The 19286-nt window shown below is 39.7% G+C and carries 11 protein-coding genes; all 11 read right to left on the reverse strand.

The window, feature by feature from the left end; genetic code table 11:
• Window positions 1-77: 77 nt before the first annotated feature.
• On the reverse strand, window positions 78-2150 hold the full coding sequence (locus tag KEM10_RS13635) for a glycoside hydrolase family 97 protein (protein WP_212216575.1): 2073 nt from the start codon (window positions 2148-2150) through the stop codon (window positions 78-80).
• A 56-nt stretch (window positions 2151-2206) separates the two neighbouring features.
• Window positions 2207-3580 (reverse strand): alpha-amylase family glycosyl hydrolase, encoded by a 1374-nt coding sequence (locus tag KEM10_RS13640; RefSeq protein ID WP_212216576.1) that lies wholly within the window; start codon window positions 3578-3580, stop codon window positions 2207-2209.
• Window positions 3581-3933: 353 nt separating this feature from the next.
• Entirely contained in the window at window positions 3934-5019 is a 1086-nt protein-coding gene (locus KEM10_RS13645) for a starch-binding protein (protein WP_212216577.1), read from the reverse strand.
• A gap of 19 nt (window positions 5020-5038) precedes the next feature.
• Window positions 5039-6193 (reverse strand): SusF/SusE family outer membrane protein, encoded by a 1155-nt coding sequence (locus tag KEM10_RS13650; protein WP_212216578.1) that lies wholly within the window; start codon window positions 6191-6193, stop codon window positions 5039-5041.
• 31 nt (window positions 6194-6224) lie between these two features.
• Window positions 6225-7826 carry a RagB/SusD family nutrient uptake outer membrane protein gene (locus tag KEM10_RS13655; protein ID WP_212216579.1) on the reverse strand — a complete coding sequence of 534 codons (1602 nt, stop codon included), beginning with the start codon at window positions 7824-7826 and terminating at the stop codon, window positions 6225-6227.
• Window positions 7827-7837: 11 nt separating this feature from the next.
• Window positions 7838-10843, reverse strand: a complete 3006-nt coding sequence (locus tag KEM10_RS13660; protein WP_212216580.1) for a SusC/RagA family TonB-linked outer membrane protein — start codon at window positions 10841-10843, stop codon at window positions 7838-7840.
• Between the two features lie 237 nt (window positions 10844-11080).
• Complete coding sequence (locus tag KEM10_RS13665; RefSeq protein WP_212216581.1) at window positions 11081-12691, reverse strand: DUF6377 domain-containing protein; 1611 nt, start codon at window positions 12689-12691, stop codon at window positions 11081-11083.
• A gap of 471 nt (window positions 12692-13162) precedes the next feature.
• On the reverse strand, window positions 13163-15895 hold the full coding sequence (locus KEM10_RS13670) for an MGH1-like glycoside hydrolase domain-containing protein (protein WP_212216582.1): 2733 nt from the start codon (window positions 15893-15895) through the stop codon (window positions 13163-13165).
• 85 nt (window positions 15896-15980) lie between these two features.
• Window positions 15981-16598, reverse strand: a complete 618-nt coding sequence (locus KEM10_RS13675) for a histidine phosphatase family protein (RefSeq protein WP_212216583.1) — start codon at window positions 16596-16598, stop codon at window positions 15981-15983.
• A 147-nt stretch (window positions 16599-16745) separates the two neighbouring features.
• On the reverse strand, window positions 16746-18437 hold the full coding sequence (locus tag KEM10_RS13680) for an FAD-dependent oxidoreductase (protein WP_212216584.1): 1692 nt from the start codon (window positions 18435-18437) through the stop codon (window positions 16746-16748).
• A 26-nt stretch (window positions 18438-18463) separates the two neighbouring features.
• Entirely contained in the window at window positions 18464-19285 is an 822-nt protein-coding gene (locus KEM10_RS13685) for an Mrp/NBP35 family ATP-binding protein (RefSeq protein ID WP_212216585.1), read from the reverse strand.
• Window position 19286 lies beyond the last annotated feature (1 nt).

Below are 19286 nucleotides of genomic sequence, written 5' to 3' on the forward strand. Positions count from 1 at the left end.
CTTTTTTTGATTATACAAAAAAAGCCGGCTCGTTAGCCGGCTAATCAAGAAAATCTATGTTTATAATAACTGTACAGTTACTTTTTAATAAGCGAAAGAGCAAAGCCTCCGCCCGGAGCTAACCTCGTGTCAAGGCTGTCTCCTTTTTTAACTTCTTTTGTTGTGATGATATAAAGTGTTGGATTCAAATCCCAATCGGCATTGGCATCATCGGCATAAAGGGTGCACTCATAGGTAGCTCCTTCGTCCAGAAAATCCAGTTGCAATGATTCTTGCCTTTCATCACCATTGGTTACTCCTCCGATAAACCAATTATCAGAGTGTTTGTCTTTACGTGCAATGGTACAGAATTCACCAATTTCGGCATTCAGTACTTTGGTATCAGCCCAATCAACCGGAACATCTTTTATAAATTGTAAGGCATCAACACCTTCATAGTTCTCTGGTAAATCTGCCGCCATTTGTATAGGACTGTAGAAAACAACATATAAGGCCAGTTGATGTGCCAACGTTGTTTTTACTCGGTGTTTGAACGGGTAGTTTTTTCGTTCCTCATCAGTCTTCAGCTTTTTATAATCCTTGTTTACAGAATTAAGCAATTGCAAATCAAATATACCTGGAGTATAATCCATTGGTCCGGCTAAGTTGCGCGTGAAAGGTAATATGGCATCATGGTTCAAAGCATTACCATCACTCCAGGCATTAAACTCCTGACCACGCATACCTTCTCCACTTAATAGGTTAGGGTAGGTGCGGCTTAATCCACTTGGTTTAATTGGTTCGTGAATATTTACAGCTATCTGATGTTTAGAAGCCAGTTCAACCGTATGATTGTAATGATTCACCATCCACTGATCATAGTGGTAATGGTTTTCGATTTTACCTACATAGCCTGTTTTAACAGCATGTATGCCATTGTCCTGATAATACTGATAGGCATCTTCCAGCTGTCGTTCGTAGTTGGCTACCTGGGCTCCTGTTTCGTGGTGACCAATAATACCTACTCCTTTTGAAGCTGCGTATGCACTCAACTCTTCCATGTCAAAATCGGCATAGGGTTGCGTGTAATTAAAATTTACCCAACCGTTCCATCCCTGGTTCCATCCTTCAACCAATACACCACCAAATCCGTTTTCAGCAGCAAAATCTATGTAGCGCTTAACATTGGCAGTGTTAGCTCCGTGATTGTGGCTTCCTTCCATTTCCCAGGTTGATTTTTTAACATGCATCTCCCACCAGATTCCCACGTATTTCATGGGTTTGATGTAGCTGACATCTTCCAGTTTATTGGGTTCGTTGAGGTTTAAAATCAACGATGATTCAATTAAATCGCCTGCTTTTTTACCTACAGTAATGGTACGCCACGGTGTACTGAAAGGTAAAGTAACTTTAGCTATCTCACCTTTTTTACCGGCTGCAGCCATGCCAATTTTTAAAGTTTGAGGATCGAGACATAACGATGATCCCGGATAGTTAACAATTGCTGCTTCATGAATACTCAAATAGTTACCTGTAGGAGTTTTCATGGTTACTGGTGTATTAAAGCCGGTTGAACATGCAAAACTGTTGGCATGTGCCGATGTGGCAGATTGGTTGCGCAACTCTTCGCTTACCTCACTTAGTTTGGTTGTTTGGTAAGTATATTCGTCATTATCCCAGCAAGGAGCAATCCACCAGGTTTTATTGTCGGATGTCATGTTGAATTGAGTAGCTTCGCTGTTGATGGTAGCTTCTCCTTCACCAAGGATAGTGTACCGAAAACCTAAACCGTCGTTGTAGACTCTGAAAGTAACATCGATTTGCTGATCATCTTTTTGAAGACTTAATATTGCCTGGTTATAATGGTTCTCAATTTTGGCATATTGCCCCCAAACCGGTTCCCATTGTTCAGTAAAAGTACTCCGTTTCATTCCTTTTACTTGTAAGCCGGAACTTAAGTCAATACCATTCATTTGTAGACCAAGCGCGGCATCAGTAATCAATTTTTCTCCGTTAAAAACTACAGAGTAGGTTGGTCGACCAGTCTCATCAATATTCACATTCACTAGCAGATTTTGGTCTGGTGAAAGAATGGTGTTTTTGCTGTTATTGGTGCATGAAGTCAACACAATAACTAGCGTAATAAGTAGATAGAAAAAGTATTTTATCATTTTGTAATGTATTTCTTATAAAAGGTAAAAAGAAAGACTCAGATTAGGTAAATGATTTATTGTTTTTTCAGGATTAAAAATTCGTACGGCGATAAATCGATAGTTGCTTCCAAGGTTACAGATGATTCTTTTATCATGTTGATTCTTGATTCAGAAACAAAATCATCGGGTACTGTGAATGATATTTCAGTGTTTTTGATGTTGGCAATGATCAGAATATTTTCACTATCAGAGGAGCGTGTAAAACAAACCACATTATCGTCGGTAAATGTTTCCAAAGCTCCTGTTTTCATAGCTTCAAATGAGTTGTATATATCCATTATTTTCTGATACGACTGATAGATATCCTGATTATTATTCCAGCCAACATTTACAAAATTGAAAAAGTTAATGGTGGATGAATAACCAACTTCCTGCGAACTGTACATGAGTGGTACACCTCCCAAGGTTGTTGAAACAACATAAGCTGATAGTGCTCCTTGTTGTCCATTATACTTTGATATCGGGCTGTTTTCCGAAGCACGATCGTGGTTGGTAGTAAAACGTAGTTTCTGTTTACCTTCCGGTATCTGACCAAATTCATTTTGATGAGAGGCATATAAATCAGCGGTACTTTTGGTTCCGGCGTAAAGACCTTCCAAAACATCGCAGAAGTTCCATCCGTAATCCAAATCAAATCCAGCCTGAAGATTGATAGGATCTGTTCCTTCGGCCAGCATCAACACAGTGCGTCCTTCCTGCATGTTTTTTAACTCATAAACAGCATCGCGCCAGAAACCTGCAGGAATCCAGTCGGCAGCATCGCAGCGGAAACCATCCACATTAGCTTCGCGCACCCAGTATTTCATAGATGATATCATGGCATCTCTCATGTCGTGATTGTTATAGTTGAGATCTGCTACATCGGACCAGTTAGTGCCAACCGGTGGAATAATATTACCTTCATCATCTTGTGTGTACCAATCTTTATGATCACTCACCCACTCGCTATCCCATGAGGTATGATTAGCCACCCAATCAATTATAACAGCCATCTCTCTGTTATGGGCTTGTAGAACCAGTTCTCTTAGGTCATCCAGCGTTCCGTATTCCGGTTCTGTTGCTACATAGTTTTTAATGCAATAGGGCGAGCCAATAGCATTTTCAATACCCTGTTCGTTCACCGGCATTAACCAAAGTATATTTACCCCCAATGATTTTATCTCATCTAATCGATCAGTAATAGCATTGAAAGAATTATCTGAAGCAAAAACCCGCTCATTGGCTTCGTACATCACAATGTTATCAATCGATGGTACTCTATCAAATGGTTCGCCATAGAATTCTTCACTGGTTTGTGGTTCATCAGGGGTAGGTGTATCGTTGTTACTGCAGGCCGTAAAGAGTGACAGAGTCATTAAAAATCCGGCCAGAATTACTATCTTCTTCATAAAAGTAAATGTTATTACACAAGTTATATTTGATTTCGAACACACCGTAAAGTGATATTATTTGATGTGTTCGAAATAAGTTTAATGTCGCTTAATACCTAAATAATCTTTTACTTGATTTTCACCGCTCAAGCCGCGGGGGCTTTTCATTTCTTGTCTTGATACAAGAAATGGAAACAAAGAAAATCAAGGCTCCATTGAGAATGACTCTTGTTTAATTGTTGAACTTAAGTGCGGCCGGGTGATTTTCGAGCGAGGCTCTCAACTTCCCGGTCTTACTAATGTTCAACTACGTAACACTCCTCATTCTCAATGAGGCCGAATAGGTATTATTGTGATTATCCAATTTGTTCTCAGTTACAATCAACTACCGTATAGGAATCAGAGGTTATCTCGAGACATACATCTTCGGTAATAGACATCGAAAGATCAAATTGTCCTCCATCACCACCTGTTCCGTTATTAAAGATGACGTTACCCACTGTTTGACCTGCAGGAACTGTTACGGTACACCATCCTTCAGAATCAGGAGTGACTGTTTGTCCTGGCCAAGCTCCAAACGTTTCTGCAACGGGATCACCGCCCCAGGCATAAATACTTGATGAAGCCCAGTCACTGCCCACATATTTCCAGCTAATAGTTATTGGAGGCGTTGGACAATCTACAGCAGTAAAGGTGCTGTTGTCGGTATCAAATTCATAACAGGCACTTTCGGTTGGATCAACCAAAAAATCGAATTGCTGACCGGCTCCGTTATCATTCATGATAAGGTTGATAGGGCGACTTGTAGGTACGGTGAAAGAATACCAACCTTCGGCATCTGCTGTTAATACCTGTCCCGGCCATCCTCCGTAAGCTTCTTCGGCACCCCATGCATATACCGCAAATTCTGCCCAAGTACCAGTTGTTTGCTTAAACCTGATGGTTAGCTCTTCAGGTTGCCAGGTGGCAACTGGAGATACAACCACTGGTATTGAATTGGAAATAATTGAATCGGTACCTCCTTCGTAAGAAGCTACTATACGGAATTCAATATTTTGTGTTTCTTCAAAATCTTCCCCGGCCAAACTTGCTGTAACATTGTATAGTGTGCTGGAATAAATGTCTATGAATAATTCATCAGTAGATTTGACCTCCACTTTAGTTTCGAAATTATTACTTAAGATACCTGCTTCTAAGGCGTAGCTAATATCTTGTACATCAACTGGCAGACCGTTTTCGTAAGAGATGCGGGGGCGTGTCCATGTTGTTCGGAACAAAAAGTCACCATTGTCACCTTCTTCCGGAGCTTCTAATGTAAATTCATTTTCGCTCAGAGAATTCAGTATCGGATTGGAGGTGATAATTTCACCTCCGGCAGTACGTTCGTATGTATCCTCGCAAGACGTCATGATAGCTGCAAGAAATACGAAAGCCATTATATATTTTATTGTATTCATGATAATCTCATTTTAAGTTTTACTCCTGAAACATTATCGCATAGTGTCCTGTCAAGTCGTTGAAACGAACATGATAAGTACCCAAACCAAATTCATCCAAACTGATATTGTTGTCGTGAGTTGTTGGGTTTAATTCTGCAACACCCCAAGGAACATCGGTTGATATTTTTGGGCACCAGCGATTATCCCAATTGTTATTGGCTCGGAATTTTACACCATACTCAATATTGTCGAGTGTAATATCCAAACTCCATTGGTGAGGATCGTAACTTGAAACTATCATATTGGGTTCATTCACTTCACCCCATTCCGAGAAGGCTCCAACCAAACTCATTACAGGCCATTCAACTGCGTTTGTTACATCGTAGTTTTCGATGGACCATGTCATGGCACTCAAATCAATGGTTAATGTGTAATAGCCATCGGTTTCGATGAAGAACGCACCCAGATCACCAACTTCAAGGACGCCATCTGCACCTGCGCAGTACATATTGTCCCAGGTTCCCAGATAACTTTCGGGGCAAAGTTTAAAATATGTATTACCTGCTATAAATCCGGTGTAGGTATATGTATAATCATCAGAAGCACTGCTGTTACGATACATCATAAACTCAGTATTTGTGTTATTCCATCCTTGCATATCACCAATAATGTATATGGGTTCTACATCTGTAGGAGGATTATAAGTAGTGATGGTTACCGGCAGAGTGTTAGCAGAGGCAATAGCATTCTCAGGATTGTTTTCGCCGTAAGTGGCTACCACTCTCATTTCGTAATTCACAGGTTCTGCAGGTTGAATTTCAAACTCAGTTAACAGAAAGGTGTTTAAGTCTGCCACAAAAATATCGGTGTATAATTGCATAGAGGATGCAAGTGTTTTTGCACTGGCAAAATTATTTCCTTCTATATCAATTTGTAATTGATAGCTAACCGGACCTGCCGGCATTGTTTGATCCGAACCATCGAGGTAGAAGAAGGTTTCTGTCCAGGTAACTGTAAAAAGTAATGGGTTAGTACCAGTTTCAACTGTTTCGAGCACAATCATATTAGAAGGAAGATAGTTTAATTCGCTGGCTTCGATATGTGTCAGAACCGGACTATTCTCGTCGTCGCTACAGCTAAATAGCGCGATCGATAAGAATAGTAAGCTCAGATATATTATTTGTTTTTTCATTTTTCCTAAATTTTGATTTAACATTCACCAATTAGTAACCCGGATTTTGTTTAACGTTAGTATTAGCCACTAACTCAGCTGCCGGAATAGGGAATATTTTATATATGTTGTTGATGTTGGCCGTACCACTATACACGCCATTTTTCCAAGGCCATGCGTAGTTGGCTGTAAACTGGTTAAAACGAATAAGGTCGGTACGTCGGTGGCCTTCCCAATAAAGTTCTCTGGAGCGTTCCTGTAGAATAAAATCAAGAGTCAAATCACTATCAGCAATGGTTGAAGCATTAGCTCTGCTGCGTATTTCGTTGATGTAACCCAGAGCAGTGCTTCTGTCACCTCCGGTTCCACCACGCAATACTGCTTCGGCATACATCAGGTAAGCATCTGCCAAGCGATACATTGGAAAATCGGTATCAGGAAACTGGTTGTCGGAACCAAATTCGCGATTTTCAACCGGTACATTCAATGGATCACTTTGTATGATATTGGTATATTTAATAACAGAGTAACCGTAGTTAAAGTCGTTTAATACGCTGGTTTCCTGTGTACGTTTATCAGTCCAGAAAAGAGCTCTTGAATCGTTTTCTTCAAACAAAGTAGTAAGCGTTTCTTTGGCTCTAAGTCCCGACCATGATTGACCTAATCCGAAATTACTTCCAGGCTCCATATCCGATCCCCATGAGGCTGCCATCAGGTAAGTTGTTCCACCATAAGTAGTGGCTTTTTTACCGTCAAACACAATTGGGAAAATGATTTCGGGTGAAAGATCATTATCGGCACCAAACATATAACTGTATTGTGTATCTAATTCATAATCTTCGCCCATTAGTTTATTTAAATAGGTAAGACTTTCGGTGTATTTACTTTCGGCGATATATACTTCGGCGTTCAAATACATTTTTGCCAATACCATCCAGATAACTCCATTGGTTACTTTGCCATAGTTTGCATCACTTCTTTCCGGAAGATTGTTTTCACAGGCAAGCAGTTCATCTTCGATCCATGGAAATAGAAAGTCGCGACCTTTTTGTTCAGGCATATAGGCACCCACACCATCTTCCTGATTTAAGAAAGGAACATTGGCAAATAAATCCATCAGTAAATAGTATTTAATAGCTCTGATGGCTTTTACTTCCGTTCTGTATTCCTGAATTTCGGCTTTGAGAGCTTCAGCCACATTACGTTCGTTCAAAGCCTCTTCTTCTGTTTCGCGAAGAAACTCATTACAGAAAGCAATGGTTACCAGCATACGGTTGTATGTTAATTCGCAAAATCGGTTGCTTGAAGTCCAGTTACAAAAAGTAAGTCCGTTCAATCCATCATCCGACCATGCACAAACCGCTTCATCGGTAGTTAATTCCTGTAAATTCCAGTACGAGCGAAGGAAAGTAGCTTCTCCCTGATCATCACCAACAATATCATCATATCCGCTTGGGCCCTGGTTACCCGATAGAGCAAAACAGGCGTAAATCTTGGCAACAAATTTATTATAGGTTTCAGGATCGTCCCATGCCTCTTCGGCAGTTGTTTCTTTTCCTCCGGGAGGAACCGTATTTAAATCGTCGGTACAAGACGATAAGTTCATTGTCAATGCTATTGCAAAGAGTATTGTTATTTTATATAAGATTTTCATTTCCGCTTCAATTAAAAGTTAACACTCACACCCATTACATACATGATAGGACGAGGGTAGAAATTGTTATCCACACCGCCATATACTTCCGGATCGAGACCTTCGTATTTTGTAAATACAAAAGGATTTTGTACCGCCATTGATAAACGTGTTTGCGTTTCAAAACCCAACACTTTATCTATCGAATATCCAAGTGTGATATTGTCGATTCTGAAGAAAGAGGCATCTTGTACATAGTAATCGGACAACACGCGTTTGTAGTTAAAATTAGTATCGAAAGCCGTTGAATGTCGGTTGCTTAAAAACTCGTTGGCATAAACACGGGCAGGAGCCAGTTCAGCATTATTGGCAGCAACAGCATTGTAGTTGTAGTTACCTAAACTTCCGTGAGAAGCAATTGAAAAGTCCCAGTTTTTGTAATTTAGTTTTGTATTAAAACCAAGGTTCCAGTCGGGAGTGAACTTATGGTATAGATACAAATCTTCTTCGTTGATAGTGCCGTCATTATTTCTATCCACATACATTCCTTCAATAGGCTTACCGGCTTCATCGTAAATTTGCTCGTACACATAGTACATCGAGTGAGGGTTGCCTACAGTATGAGCAAGTAGATCGAATCCTCCATCACCTCCTGTGTTACCAAAACGGTGCATAGCTGCATCGTTGTTAAAGGTAAGTGCAGTAATTTCATTTTTGTTATAGGCAAAGTTGAATCCAAATTCCCACTTCCAGTTGTTTTTTACAATAGGAATCACATTTACCGAGAATTCTGTACCGATATTCTCCAGGGTACCAATATTGGCTACCACATATTCGCTGAAGTTGCTACCTGCCGCAACTTTAACTTCCTGATTCAGCAAGTCGCGGGTTTCGCGACTATAGAAGTCGATGGTACCATTCAGGCGGTTATTGAAGAAACCGTAATCAAATCCAACGTTCCATGTACGAGTGGTTTCCCATTTTAAATCGTTATTATATGATAATGGTTTGATAAGCGTTTGCCAAACTCCGTTTCGATAATAATTGGCTGCTTCACCCACACTATTCTGGTAAACTCTAACAGACGGATAGGTGTAACCAATATCCTGCTGACCGGTAAGTCCCCAGCCTAAACGCAATTTAAGATTGGATAAAACGCCCGAGTCTTTCAGGAAATTCTCTTGATTGATGCGCCATGCAAAGGCTGCTGCCGGGAACACTCCCCAGCGGTTGTCCTCATTAAACCTTGATGAACCATCCTGCCGAACCGTAAAAGTAAGCAGGTATTTGTTATACATGTTCCAGTTCATTCGTCCAAAGAAAGATACCAGGTAATACTCTTCAGCGTAGGGTACATTATCCTCTATTACTTCACCATAGCGGTCGGGAGCAGTGCGGATAGCCAGATTGCTGTTTTCCCACCAGAAGTGTTGCCACGAATAACCTGCCATCACTTCCATATTACTATCCATAAAGTCCATATCAGTTTTATACTGACCATAGAAATCGAGCAAAGAATTATTTCGTGTATTCTTCCAGTCGTTTTGGTAACCACCTGAATTAGCTTCGGCAGGTGCAGTATGAGGTGTTGCATTATGTCCGGTTGTTTCGGAATAATCAATTCCCATATTTAAATTGAAATTGATTTTTGGGAAGAAGTGTAGTTTGTAATCGGCCTGTGCATTACCAATAAACTGATAACCTTCTGAGGTGTCGTCGCGCATTTCTAATAATGAAACAGGGTTCTTGGTAGCCACACTTAAAATATTTCCATCAGTTCCTGTCCACGACCAATAACCACCGTAAGGGCTGTTTTCGTCGTAAATTGGTTGAGTTGGATCCATTGATATGGCTGATCCTATGGCACCCTGATTGGCGAATCGGTTTTTAATATACATTCCACGCCCGTTTAGGTTTACCGATAAATGATCATCTAACAGCTTTGGTGTAACAGAGAAACTACCTGTAAAACGTTCCATATTGGATGTTTTCAAAATACCATTCTGATTGGTGTAGCCTACCGAAGTACGGTAAGGCATCATATCTTTATATGAACCATAAGCACTTAAGTTGTGCTCGGTACTTATCGATGTGCGGAAAATAGCATCCTGCCAATCGGTGTTTTCACTTCCCAGTTTTCCAATCACTTCTTCTTCATTAGATAAACCGGCAAAGGCATCCTGAATGAAAGTGCGGTACTCATCACCATTCAGTACATCAATGCCTTCTTTGCGTTGACTTACCGATACATTACCATCGTAGTTGATACGTAGTTTACCTGATTTACCTTTTTTAGTGGTGATAAGAATAACACCGTTTGAAGCGCGTGAACCGTAAATGGCGGTTGCCGATGCATCTTTTAATACTGTAAATGTTTCGATGTCGGTTGGGTTAATGGTACTTAGCATATTACCAACACCACCAGGACCTCCACCCAATGGAATACCATCTACAACAATTAGCGGATCGTTATTGGCCGAAAGAGATGATCCTCCACGAATACGAATAGTTGCTCCTGCGCTTGGTGAACCACCGGCAGTGGTGATTTGTACCCCGGGAATTTTACCGATTAACATATCCTGAGGATTAGGAGCTGAACCCCTGGTCTTTAAATCGGGTTTTAGCACTGATACCGAACCGGTAAGGTCGTCTTTCTTAACAGAACCATAACCAATAATAACCACTTCACCTACCAACTCTTCGGTTGATGTCATAACTACATTTATGGTCTGACGACCAGCAATAGCAATTTCCTGATCATCAAATCCAATAAAGGAAAAAATTAAGGTGTCGGATGTAGATAAGTCACTTAACGAAAATTGCCCGTTGGGATCGGTTACAGTACCAATGGTCTTGCTTTTAACAATAACATTAACCCCTATTATGGTCTCTCCTGATTGATCTTTGACAATACCAGAGACGGAATGTGTTTCCTGGGCGAAGCCGGAAATACTAGTTAGTAATAACAGAAGTGCAAAGACTTTTGGTAACCACATATGGGTTCGCAAAGTCCTTGAGCTCACATAGATTTTTTTCATAACAAAACTTTTAATTTCGAACTCGGATTATTCCGATTACAAAACTATTTGTGATCTATGTGCTCTGTAGATGTATATGAACGAAAATATAGACTTTTAAGAAGGGGTAAATCCTTTAAGTTATTGTGGGGTAGTGGTATATGGTTTTGTTGTGGGATAAAAAATATAGATAGGTTATACTTAAGTATGCTTGATTTTATATGGATTTTTAATCATTTAGATATAAAAAATGAATAACTACGATGTAAAACTATCAATCTTCATAATTTCATTTTCGAATTTATCCCTATCGATCTTAGCGCGGTTTTTAACTTTGGTGCGATATGTATAAACGGTATTTACCGAGTAGCGTAAAAACTGTGCAATCTTCGAACTATCGTGCACACCTAAACGGATTAATGCAAAAATGCGAAGTTCGGTATTTAAAAGCTCGTCTTTCTTTAACGAGAATTGATTTTCAGGTTCAAAGAGCGCGTTGAATTCATCTTTAAAATCAGGAAATAGTTTCAGGAAGATACGATCGAAACTCATTAAAAGCTCCTGCATCTCTTCATTAATCAGTTTTTTCGATTTGGTCATAGCTAGTAATGAATCAATCTGCCCCACTTTAATTTTGCGTTGAACCAATTGCTGAAACTGCTCAATTTTATCGATATACTGCGAGCAAAGATTCAGGAAGTGCCCGATGTATTCTTCTTTAATCTTGTTCGATTCCAGTAAATCGCGGTTTAATTGATTCAGTTGATCATTGGTTAATTGAATCACCATACGGTTTTGCCTTAATTCTTTTAATTGTTTAAGAATATAAAAGGCTGCGAATAGAATCAATAAAGCCAGAAAACTAATGGCTGCTAGGGCAATAGCCAATCGTCGCTTTTCGCGATTTAACTTATCATGAAAAGCTTTTTCAATAATGGGTAACGACTTGGCGATTTCAACCCTTCGCAAGCGGGCATTGTAATAATTGGCATCATCGAGCGATAACTTAATAAGCTGATAGGCTCTTTCGGTATCACCTTCGTCGTATAATATCAATGCCAGTTTATGAAAAGAGGCATTTTCGGTAATGGCACAGTGAATATCTGAAATGGCAGCCATAATGGCGTATTGCTTTTGTAATTCCGGGTTATCAGACACACTGTAAATAAACGAGAGGGTAGAGGTAGTGATAGAATAATCCTGACTATATGAATTCTGATTTTCAATAAAACGGAGATATTGATTTTTAGCACGTTCAATGTTTCCATCATACAATTCCAATTGCCCACGATGAATATAATCGGGTTGGTTCAATTGCTCAGATAATGTAATCAGAGAATCCAGATAGTCGCGAGATTTATACCAGTATTCATCAGAAAAAAGATTTCGACCATTAAACAGGGTTAGATCATGAAAATACCTTGAGCAATAGTTGTAATATAGTAATCGCTGCTTATTGGTTAATGAGTCGGTAATAATATCTTCAATAAACCGATACGAATCGGTGTATAACCCCGATGAGGTCATGATAAAAGCCAAATCAAGGCAACTCTGATTGTACCAATATGTATCTTTTAAGCTTTTTGATTGCCTGTAAATAGCCATTGCGTAGTGGTAGGCCGAATCGTATTGAAAGGTTTTGTATTCGTCGTACAACTTCTGACTGAAATGATAGATATCCTCAGTTGTTTCAGTATGATTGAGTTGTAGTTTAAGACTATCAATAGTTTGTATTCTTTCCTTTATGAAAATGGGTTTTCGCTCAATGGCATTATCCAGCAATTGAAATAATGAATCGATTTTAGTGTTTTGTGCTTCCAGACTCAAAAGGTAGCATAGACCGAATGTCAAAAACAAGAATCTTTTCATAGGTAGACAAGTTATTCGAATGAATAAAGCAGTATCAACTTTAACATGTTAGCAAGCGGTAAAGATAATAATGTTTGAGTATTAGCAACGATAAATGATGTCGAAGTTGAAATGGTGTTTTAAGAAATAAAAGCCCGAATCAGATAAAAATGCAATCCGGGCTTATTTTATATTTTCTTCATTGCTATCATAAAATAAGAAATAAAGCTTTTCTTACAGTTGGTTCTTAGTGGGCCTCAGCCAGTGAGCCAAAAAACAAGGTTAGATTGACGGATAAAAATCGTTTTTGTTTGAACGCAGTGAGTTTAAACGATTTCAGTCAGCTAACCGTAGTTTTTTGAGTGAGATGGGTGCAGCCTTGACTTTTTTTGCTTCATATTTTGTGTCAAGACAAAAAATGAAGTCGGGTTTGGGCGAAGCGCCAATAAACAGAAATATTTTGGACAGCTATATATTTACTTATTATTTATTCTAAAAGGTAATGTTACCTACCAGATGCATGTTTTTATTAAAGTTCTTTTCGGTTACATCGTAAACCAATGTCATTAAATCGGTGATACAGCCGGTCCATCCTGTTTGATGACTGGCACCTAATCCTTTTCCAGTTTCGGCATTAAAATACTCATAGAAGAGCAGGTTTTCAGCCCAGTTAGCATCGGTTCGGAATTTATCATTCCCCAGATTGTAAGGACGTTGTCCATTTTCATCTTTAATAAATAATTTCAATACCCTTTTCGCAACAAATTGAGCAGCATGTAACAGGTGCATTTGATTGCCCGATCCGGTTGGACATTCAACCTGTAAACTGTCTCCGTAATAGGTGTAATAGGCAAGTAAGGAGTTAAGAAGAAGTATGTTAGAAGGTATCCATATTGGCCCTCTCCAGTTTGAATTTCCACCAAACATATCGCTTTCTGATTCACCGGGAATGTATTCAACCTTGAATTCTTCGTCGCCCCATTCAAAAACATAAGGATTGGCTTCGTGGTATTTTGATAAAGAGCGAATTCCATAAGGACTTAAAAACTCCTCTTCGTCAAACATACGATTTATGATACAGGTTAATTTATGTCTGTCTAAAATAGAAACCATTATGCAGTTTTGTTCTCCTAATATTCCCGGACGATGGATATTGCGGTATATTTCAGGAAAACGATTGGCAAAGTCTTCGACGCGTTCTGTTATTTGAGGAAACTCTTCCAAAATGCTTTGAGGTAAAATACATACCGACATCAGAGGAAGCAATCCCACCAGTGATCTTGTTTTGAGTCGCATGGTTTTGCCATCAGGAAAGTGTAGCAGGTCGTAAAAGAAGTTGTCTTCTTCGTCCCACATTTGCTGACCTTCTTCGTTTTTATTATTGAGAGCACCTGCTATCCAAATCGTTTGCATAAAATATTTAAACACAAAGCTGTTATAAATATCTTCTTCTTTAGATAACTCTATGGCCATACGAAACATCTGTAAACTGAAAAAAGCCATCCACGATGTCCCGTCGGCTTGTTCTATATGGCCTCCTGTGGGCAGGTTGTTGCTACGATCGAACACACCTATATTATCTAAACCCAAAAAGCCACCTTCAAACAGGTTATTGCCATCCGGATCTTTACGATTCAACCACCAGTTAAAATTCAGACTTAATTTTTGAAAGCAATAGGCTAACCATTTTTTATCACCTCTGCCTTTAACTCCCTCTCGTTCTCTAAGGTAGGTTTCCATCACTGCCCAGGCATGAACCGGAGGATTAACATCACTGAAGTTCCATTCATAAGCAGGTATCTGGCCATTAATCGACATATAATCGGCACTTAGCATCTGCTTCAGCTGCATTTTTGTGAAATCAGGATCTAATTCCATAAAAGGAATCATGTGAAAAGCCAGATCCCATGCGGCAAACCATGGATATTCCCACTTGTCGGGCATGGATAAAATGTCTTCGCATTTCAATTGAAACCACGAAGCATTTCTTCTGTTTTCGCGCGTTTCCATTTGTACCCAGGGTTTGATACCGTTAGCCGAAAGCCATTTCGATACATCAAACTCGTAATATTGTTTGGTCCAAAGCATACCACTCTTAGCCTGGCGGAAGATGTTTTGTATGTCTTCATCATCGGTATCGGGAGCAATGCTTCGGTAAAAATCGTTGGCATCATCAAGGCAATCCTTAAAAACTTCTTGTTTGTTTTCAAACGGATTTTCACCAGCCTTAAATTCTTTGGTTGATAATCGGAAACATAGCGATTGTTTTTCACCAGCCTCAATATCTAGTACATAATGAGCCGAAGCTTTGGTTCCAATCAAATAAGGATTGACGGCTTCAGCCTGATTATTGATGACATAGTTGTTGATGCCGTCTTTTGTGTACTCGGTGCAGTTATTACCATCAAATAGCTCTTTATTGTTGGTGTCGTTGTTGCAAAATAACAACGATGTTTGAGTATCGAAGTACAGGTAGTAAGTTTGATCTTCTTTGGTTTTCTGCTTACTGTAATGCGCTGTTATAAATTGTTGATTACCTGAATCGGTCCCTTTTAAAGTGGGTGTTATCTGATCAGGTGTCTTTTCCCACGACCAGGTATTGCGAAACCAGAGGGTTGGTAGCAAATGAATCTGTGACATTTTAGGCCCTCGATTGATAATACTTGCGCAGATAAAAATATCATCGTGTTCCTCTTTGGCGTATTCTATGCTAATTTCAAAATATTCGTTTTGATCGAATATACCTGTGTCAATTAATTCAAATTCATCTTCTTGTCGGGTTCGTCTGGCGTTTTCTTCAATTAGGTCACTGTATGGAAACGGATTTTGAGGGTACATGTAAATATATTTCATATAACTATGGGTAGGAGTATTATCCTTGTAGAAATAATATTCCTTCACATCCTCTCCGTGGTTACCCTGATTATTGGTGAGTCCAAACAAGCGTTCCTTTAATATCGAATCTTTACCATTCCAAAAAGCGAAGGCAAAACATAGCTGTTGTGTGTCGTCTGATATGCCGCCAATACCATCTTCACCCCATCGGTATGCTCGCATCAGGCTTTGTGCATGCGAAAAATAATTCCACGCATCTCCTCCTTCACTGTAATCTTCCCGTACTGTCCCCCATTGGCGTTCGCTGAGGTATGGTCCCCATAAATGCCAGTTTTCAACTCCTTCTTTCGTCAGGGCAAGACGAATTCTCTCATTCAGTTGTTTTTTCATCGTATAATAGGCTTCCTCAAATGTATAAAAGATAGGCCTATTCTGCAATTGCTAATAACTATTGGATGATTTTATAGGGTGCCAACTATAACTGCCATTGGCTATTATTTGATGAGTTGAGTTGAACAAATGAGATATGATCTGCCTGATTAATAAAAATAACTTCAACTGTTCCATCCGGCATTAGTTTAAATCTACTGATGGAGGTGTTTTTGGGCGACTCCCATTGATGGTATGTATCAACATCATAATTGTGCAAAACGGTCCAGAATGCACGGATTAATCCCCCATGACTCATGGCTGCAATTTTCTTTCCATGATGATGAGTCGTAATCAGTTTAAGAAATTCTTTTGCCCGATGGATGAGGTCTTCGGCTGTTTCGGCACCTTCAGGAAGTGTTTTCATATCCCAGTTTTTTGGAAAAGGTTGTCCCTGCCAGCCTGCAAGATAACGTTCGCGAAGTAAAGGCTCAGGAATAATTTCCTGGTTATTGTGATGACATGTAATAGCTAGCATGCTTTCCATTGTACGCTTCAGGTCGCTGGAATAAAACAAGTCGAATGTTTCATCTTTTAAAACTTCACCCACAGCCTGGGCTTGCTGTTTGCCAATAGTACTTAATGTTCCAGGTGTTTGCCCCTGGCATATACCTGCCGCATTTTCTTCAGTCTCACCATGTCGTATCAGCCAAAAATCAATCATTAAATTATATTTTGTGTTGCTCTTATCAGCAATTGTTAATAGCTATTTATAAGTTGGGAGTGAAGATAGAAAAGACTTAATGATGTAAAAAATCCCGGTATCAATAAAAGTAGGAACGTGATACCGGGATTGTAATACTAAGCTGTATTATTTCTCTTTTTCGAAAGGCCAGCCCATAATGCCTCCCTCCATTACTTTAACATTGGTGTAACCATGAGCTTTTAATACACGTGAAGCTTCGTATCCGCGTAATGAGATTTTACAGTATGTAACAATAGGAGTAGACTTGTCATCAGGTAATTCCTGAATGCGAGTACGTAACTGTCCTATTGGTATCAATGTCTCACCTGCACCCAAACGAGTTTGTTCATACTCATCGGGTCCGCGGGTGTCTAATAGATAAAGGCGTTCATTCTTATCTAATTTTTCTTTTACCTCCAGTGCGGATATTCCATCGAATAATCCGCGCATTTTATTTTGCATGATATGAGCTGTAGCAATGCTGTGATCGATGGCTAACGAGAATGGTGGGGCATAAGGTAAGTCGTTATTTGCCAAATCATCCACTGTAAGTTTGCCCATGATAGCGGTTGCCCAAATAGCAATTTGTTTACTTACATCACCCGGCCCAATAACCTGGGCCCCCAATATGCGACCAGTTTGCTTCTCAGCCACTAATTTGGTGATGAGTAATTTTCCGTTCATAAAGCCTGGCTTATCCGGACTGGCGTTAACAACCTTAATGTAATCTAATCCTTCCTTTTCAGCAATTGCTTCGGATAGACCGGTAATACCAACGCCGTAGTCAAATATTTTACAGATACCGGTTTGAATGGTTCCCTTAAATGTTGCAACATCATTCAATATTACATTTTCGCCGGCGACACGTCCTTCAAGATTAGCAAGGTCGCCATAAGGTGCCAATACTTTTTTGCCTGTTATCTTATTGGTTACTTCAATGCAGTCGCCAACAGCATATATGTCTTTATCTGAAGTTTGCATGTAGTCGTTAACAGCTAGTCCTCCCAGTTCACCAATATCTAATCCTGCTTCGCGAGCTAGATCCACTCGAGGAGTTACACCAATTGCTACAACAGCCAGTTCGCAAGGTATTTCAGTGCCATTGGCAAGCTTCACTGCTTTAAGTTTACCGTTTTCACCAATAAATTCGGCAACACCGTTTTTAGTAATAACATTGGCTTTTGTTTTCAGGTAGTTCTCAACCAGCTTAGCCATCTTCCAGTCAAGGAAGGTTAATAGTTGTGGTAATAACTCAATAAGGGTGAGTTCAATGCCAGCCAGATTTAGCGCTTCGGTTGTTTCAATACCAATTAAACCCCCACCTATAACAACTGCTTTTTTAATGCTTTTATCATCTCTGATCTTACGCAAATAATCAGCGTTTTGCATTGATTGTAAAGGAGTGATTCCTTCCAGATCGATGCCGGGTATAGGAGGCATTTTAGGTGTTGATCCGGTGGCTATAATAAGTTTATCATAGGGTTGAATGCCTGTTTCACCAGTTGTCAGATCCTTAAATTCAACCAACATATTTTTGCGATCGATCCGCGTTACTTCTGTATTAACTTTGGCATCAATACCTTTTGCATTCAGGTAATATTTCGGATCGCGAACAACTCCGGTGGGGGTGCAGAGTAGCTTGTTTCTATCATCAAAAAAACCACCCACATAATAAGGATAACCACATGAAGCCATTGATAAATCAGGTGCTTTCTGGAAGATAGTAATCTCAGCAGACTCATCTAATCGTCTTGCTCTGGCTGCAGCTTTTGGTCCGGCAGCAGATCCACCTATAATAACAATGCGTTTGTTTTTCATTTTGGACTCGGATTTTAAGTTGATACTTAATTTACTTTTTTAAGTATGTTATTAGTCAGCTCCTGAAATGCTTTGTGAACAGATGGCGTGTCTGTCAGGAAAATATTTTTGCCACTGTCTGATGTTTCTTCAATCTCCATAACTAAAGGAATCTGACCTATCAATGGAGCGTTTAATTCATCAGCCAATTGCTGCCCTCCACCTTTACCAAAAATGAAATAACGTTCATCTGGATGATTAGCAGGTGTAAACCAGGCCATGTTTTCAATGATTCCCAAAACAGGTGTTTGAACGTGTGGATTTGAGAACATATATCCGGCTTTTCTGCCGTCAGCAACAGCCAGCTGTTGTGGTGTAATCACAATCAGAGCTTTTGCTTTTTTGATATCCTGAGCCATGGTGATGGCAATATCACCTGTGCCGGGAGGCATGTCAATCAATAAGAAATCCAGTTCACCCCATTTGGTGTCTTCTATAACTTGTTTTAGCGTTTTTGATGCCATGGGACCACGCCAAATCATAGCATCTTCTTCCTTGGTTAATAAACCAATCGACATAATTTTAACCCCATATTTTTCGATGGGAATAATTCTGGCTTTCTCGTTTTCTTTTTCAGCAACGGGTCGCTGGTTTTTAATATCAAACAAAATTGGGACAGAGGGGCCGTAAACGTCGGCATCGAGCAAGCCGGTTCTATATCCTTCCCGCGCCAAACTTATAGCAAGGTTGGCTGCCATGGTTGATTTTCCTACGCCTCCTTTCCCCGAAGCCACCAAAATAACGTTCTTAACAGAACTAAGCAGTTCAGGTTGTTTTTCTAGAGGTGTTACCATTTTATAATCAGACATG

The organism is Carboxylicivirga linearis, from assembly GCF_018271995.1.
In the GTDB taxonomy this organism is placed as follows: Bacteria; Bacteroidota; Bacteroidia; order Bacteroidales; family Marinilabiliaceae; genus Carboxylicivirga; species Carboxylicivirga linearis.

What these genes read in the sequence shown, in the direction of transcription:
- KEM10_RS13635 (WP_212216575.1), bottom strand. Translation starts at nt 2,150, where the DNA reads ATGATAAAATACTTTTTCTATCTACTTATTACGCTAGTTATTGTGTTG.
- KEM10_RS13685 (WP_212216585.1), bottom strand. Translation starts at nt 19,285, where the DNA reads ATGTCTGATTATAAAATGGTAACACCTCTAGAAAAACAACCTGAACTG.
- KEM10_RS13650 (WP_212216578.1), bottom strand. Translation starts at nt 6,193, where the DNA reads ATGAAAAAACAAATAATATATCTGAGCTTACTATTCTTATCGATCGCG.
- KEM10_RS13660 (WP_212216580.1), bottom strand. Translation starts at nt 10,843, where the DNA reads ATGAAAAAAATCTATGTGAGCTCAAGGACTTTGCGAACCCATATGTGG.
- KEM10_RS13645 (WP_212216577.1), bottom strand. Translation starts at nt 5,019, where the DNA reads ATGAATACAATAAAATATATAATGGCTTTCGTATTTCTTGCAGCTATC.
- KEM10_RS13680 (WP_212216584.1), bottom strand. Translation starts at nt 18,437, where the DNA reads ATGAAAAACAAACGCATTGTTATTATAGGTGGATCTGCTGCCGGACCA.
- KEM10_RS13670 (WP_212216582.1), bottom strand. Translation starts at nt 15,895, where the DNA reads ATGAAAAAACAACTGAATGAGAGAATTCGTCTTGCCCTGACGAAAGAA.
- KEM10_RS13675 (WP_212216583.1), bottom strand. Translation starts at nt 16,598, where the DNA reads ATGATTGATTTTTGGCTGATACGACATGGTGAGACTGAAGAAAATGCG.
- KEM10_RS13665 (WP_212216581.1), bottom strand. Translation starts at nt 12,691, where the DNA reads ATGAAAAGATTCTTGTTTTTGACATTCGGTCTATGCTACCTTTTGAGT.
- KEM10_RS13655 (WP_212216579.1), bottom strand. Translation starts at nt 7,826, where the DNA reads ATGAAAATCTTATATAAAATAACAATACTCTTTGCAATAGCATTGACA.
- KEM10_RS13640 (WP_212216576.1), bottom strand. Translation starts at nt 3,580, where the DNA reads ATGAAGAAGATAGTAATTCTGGCCGGATTTTTAATGACTCTGTCACTC.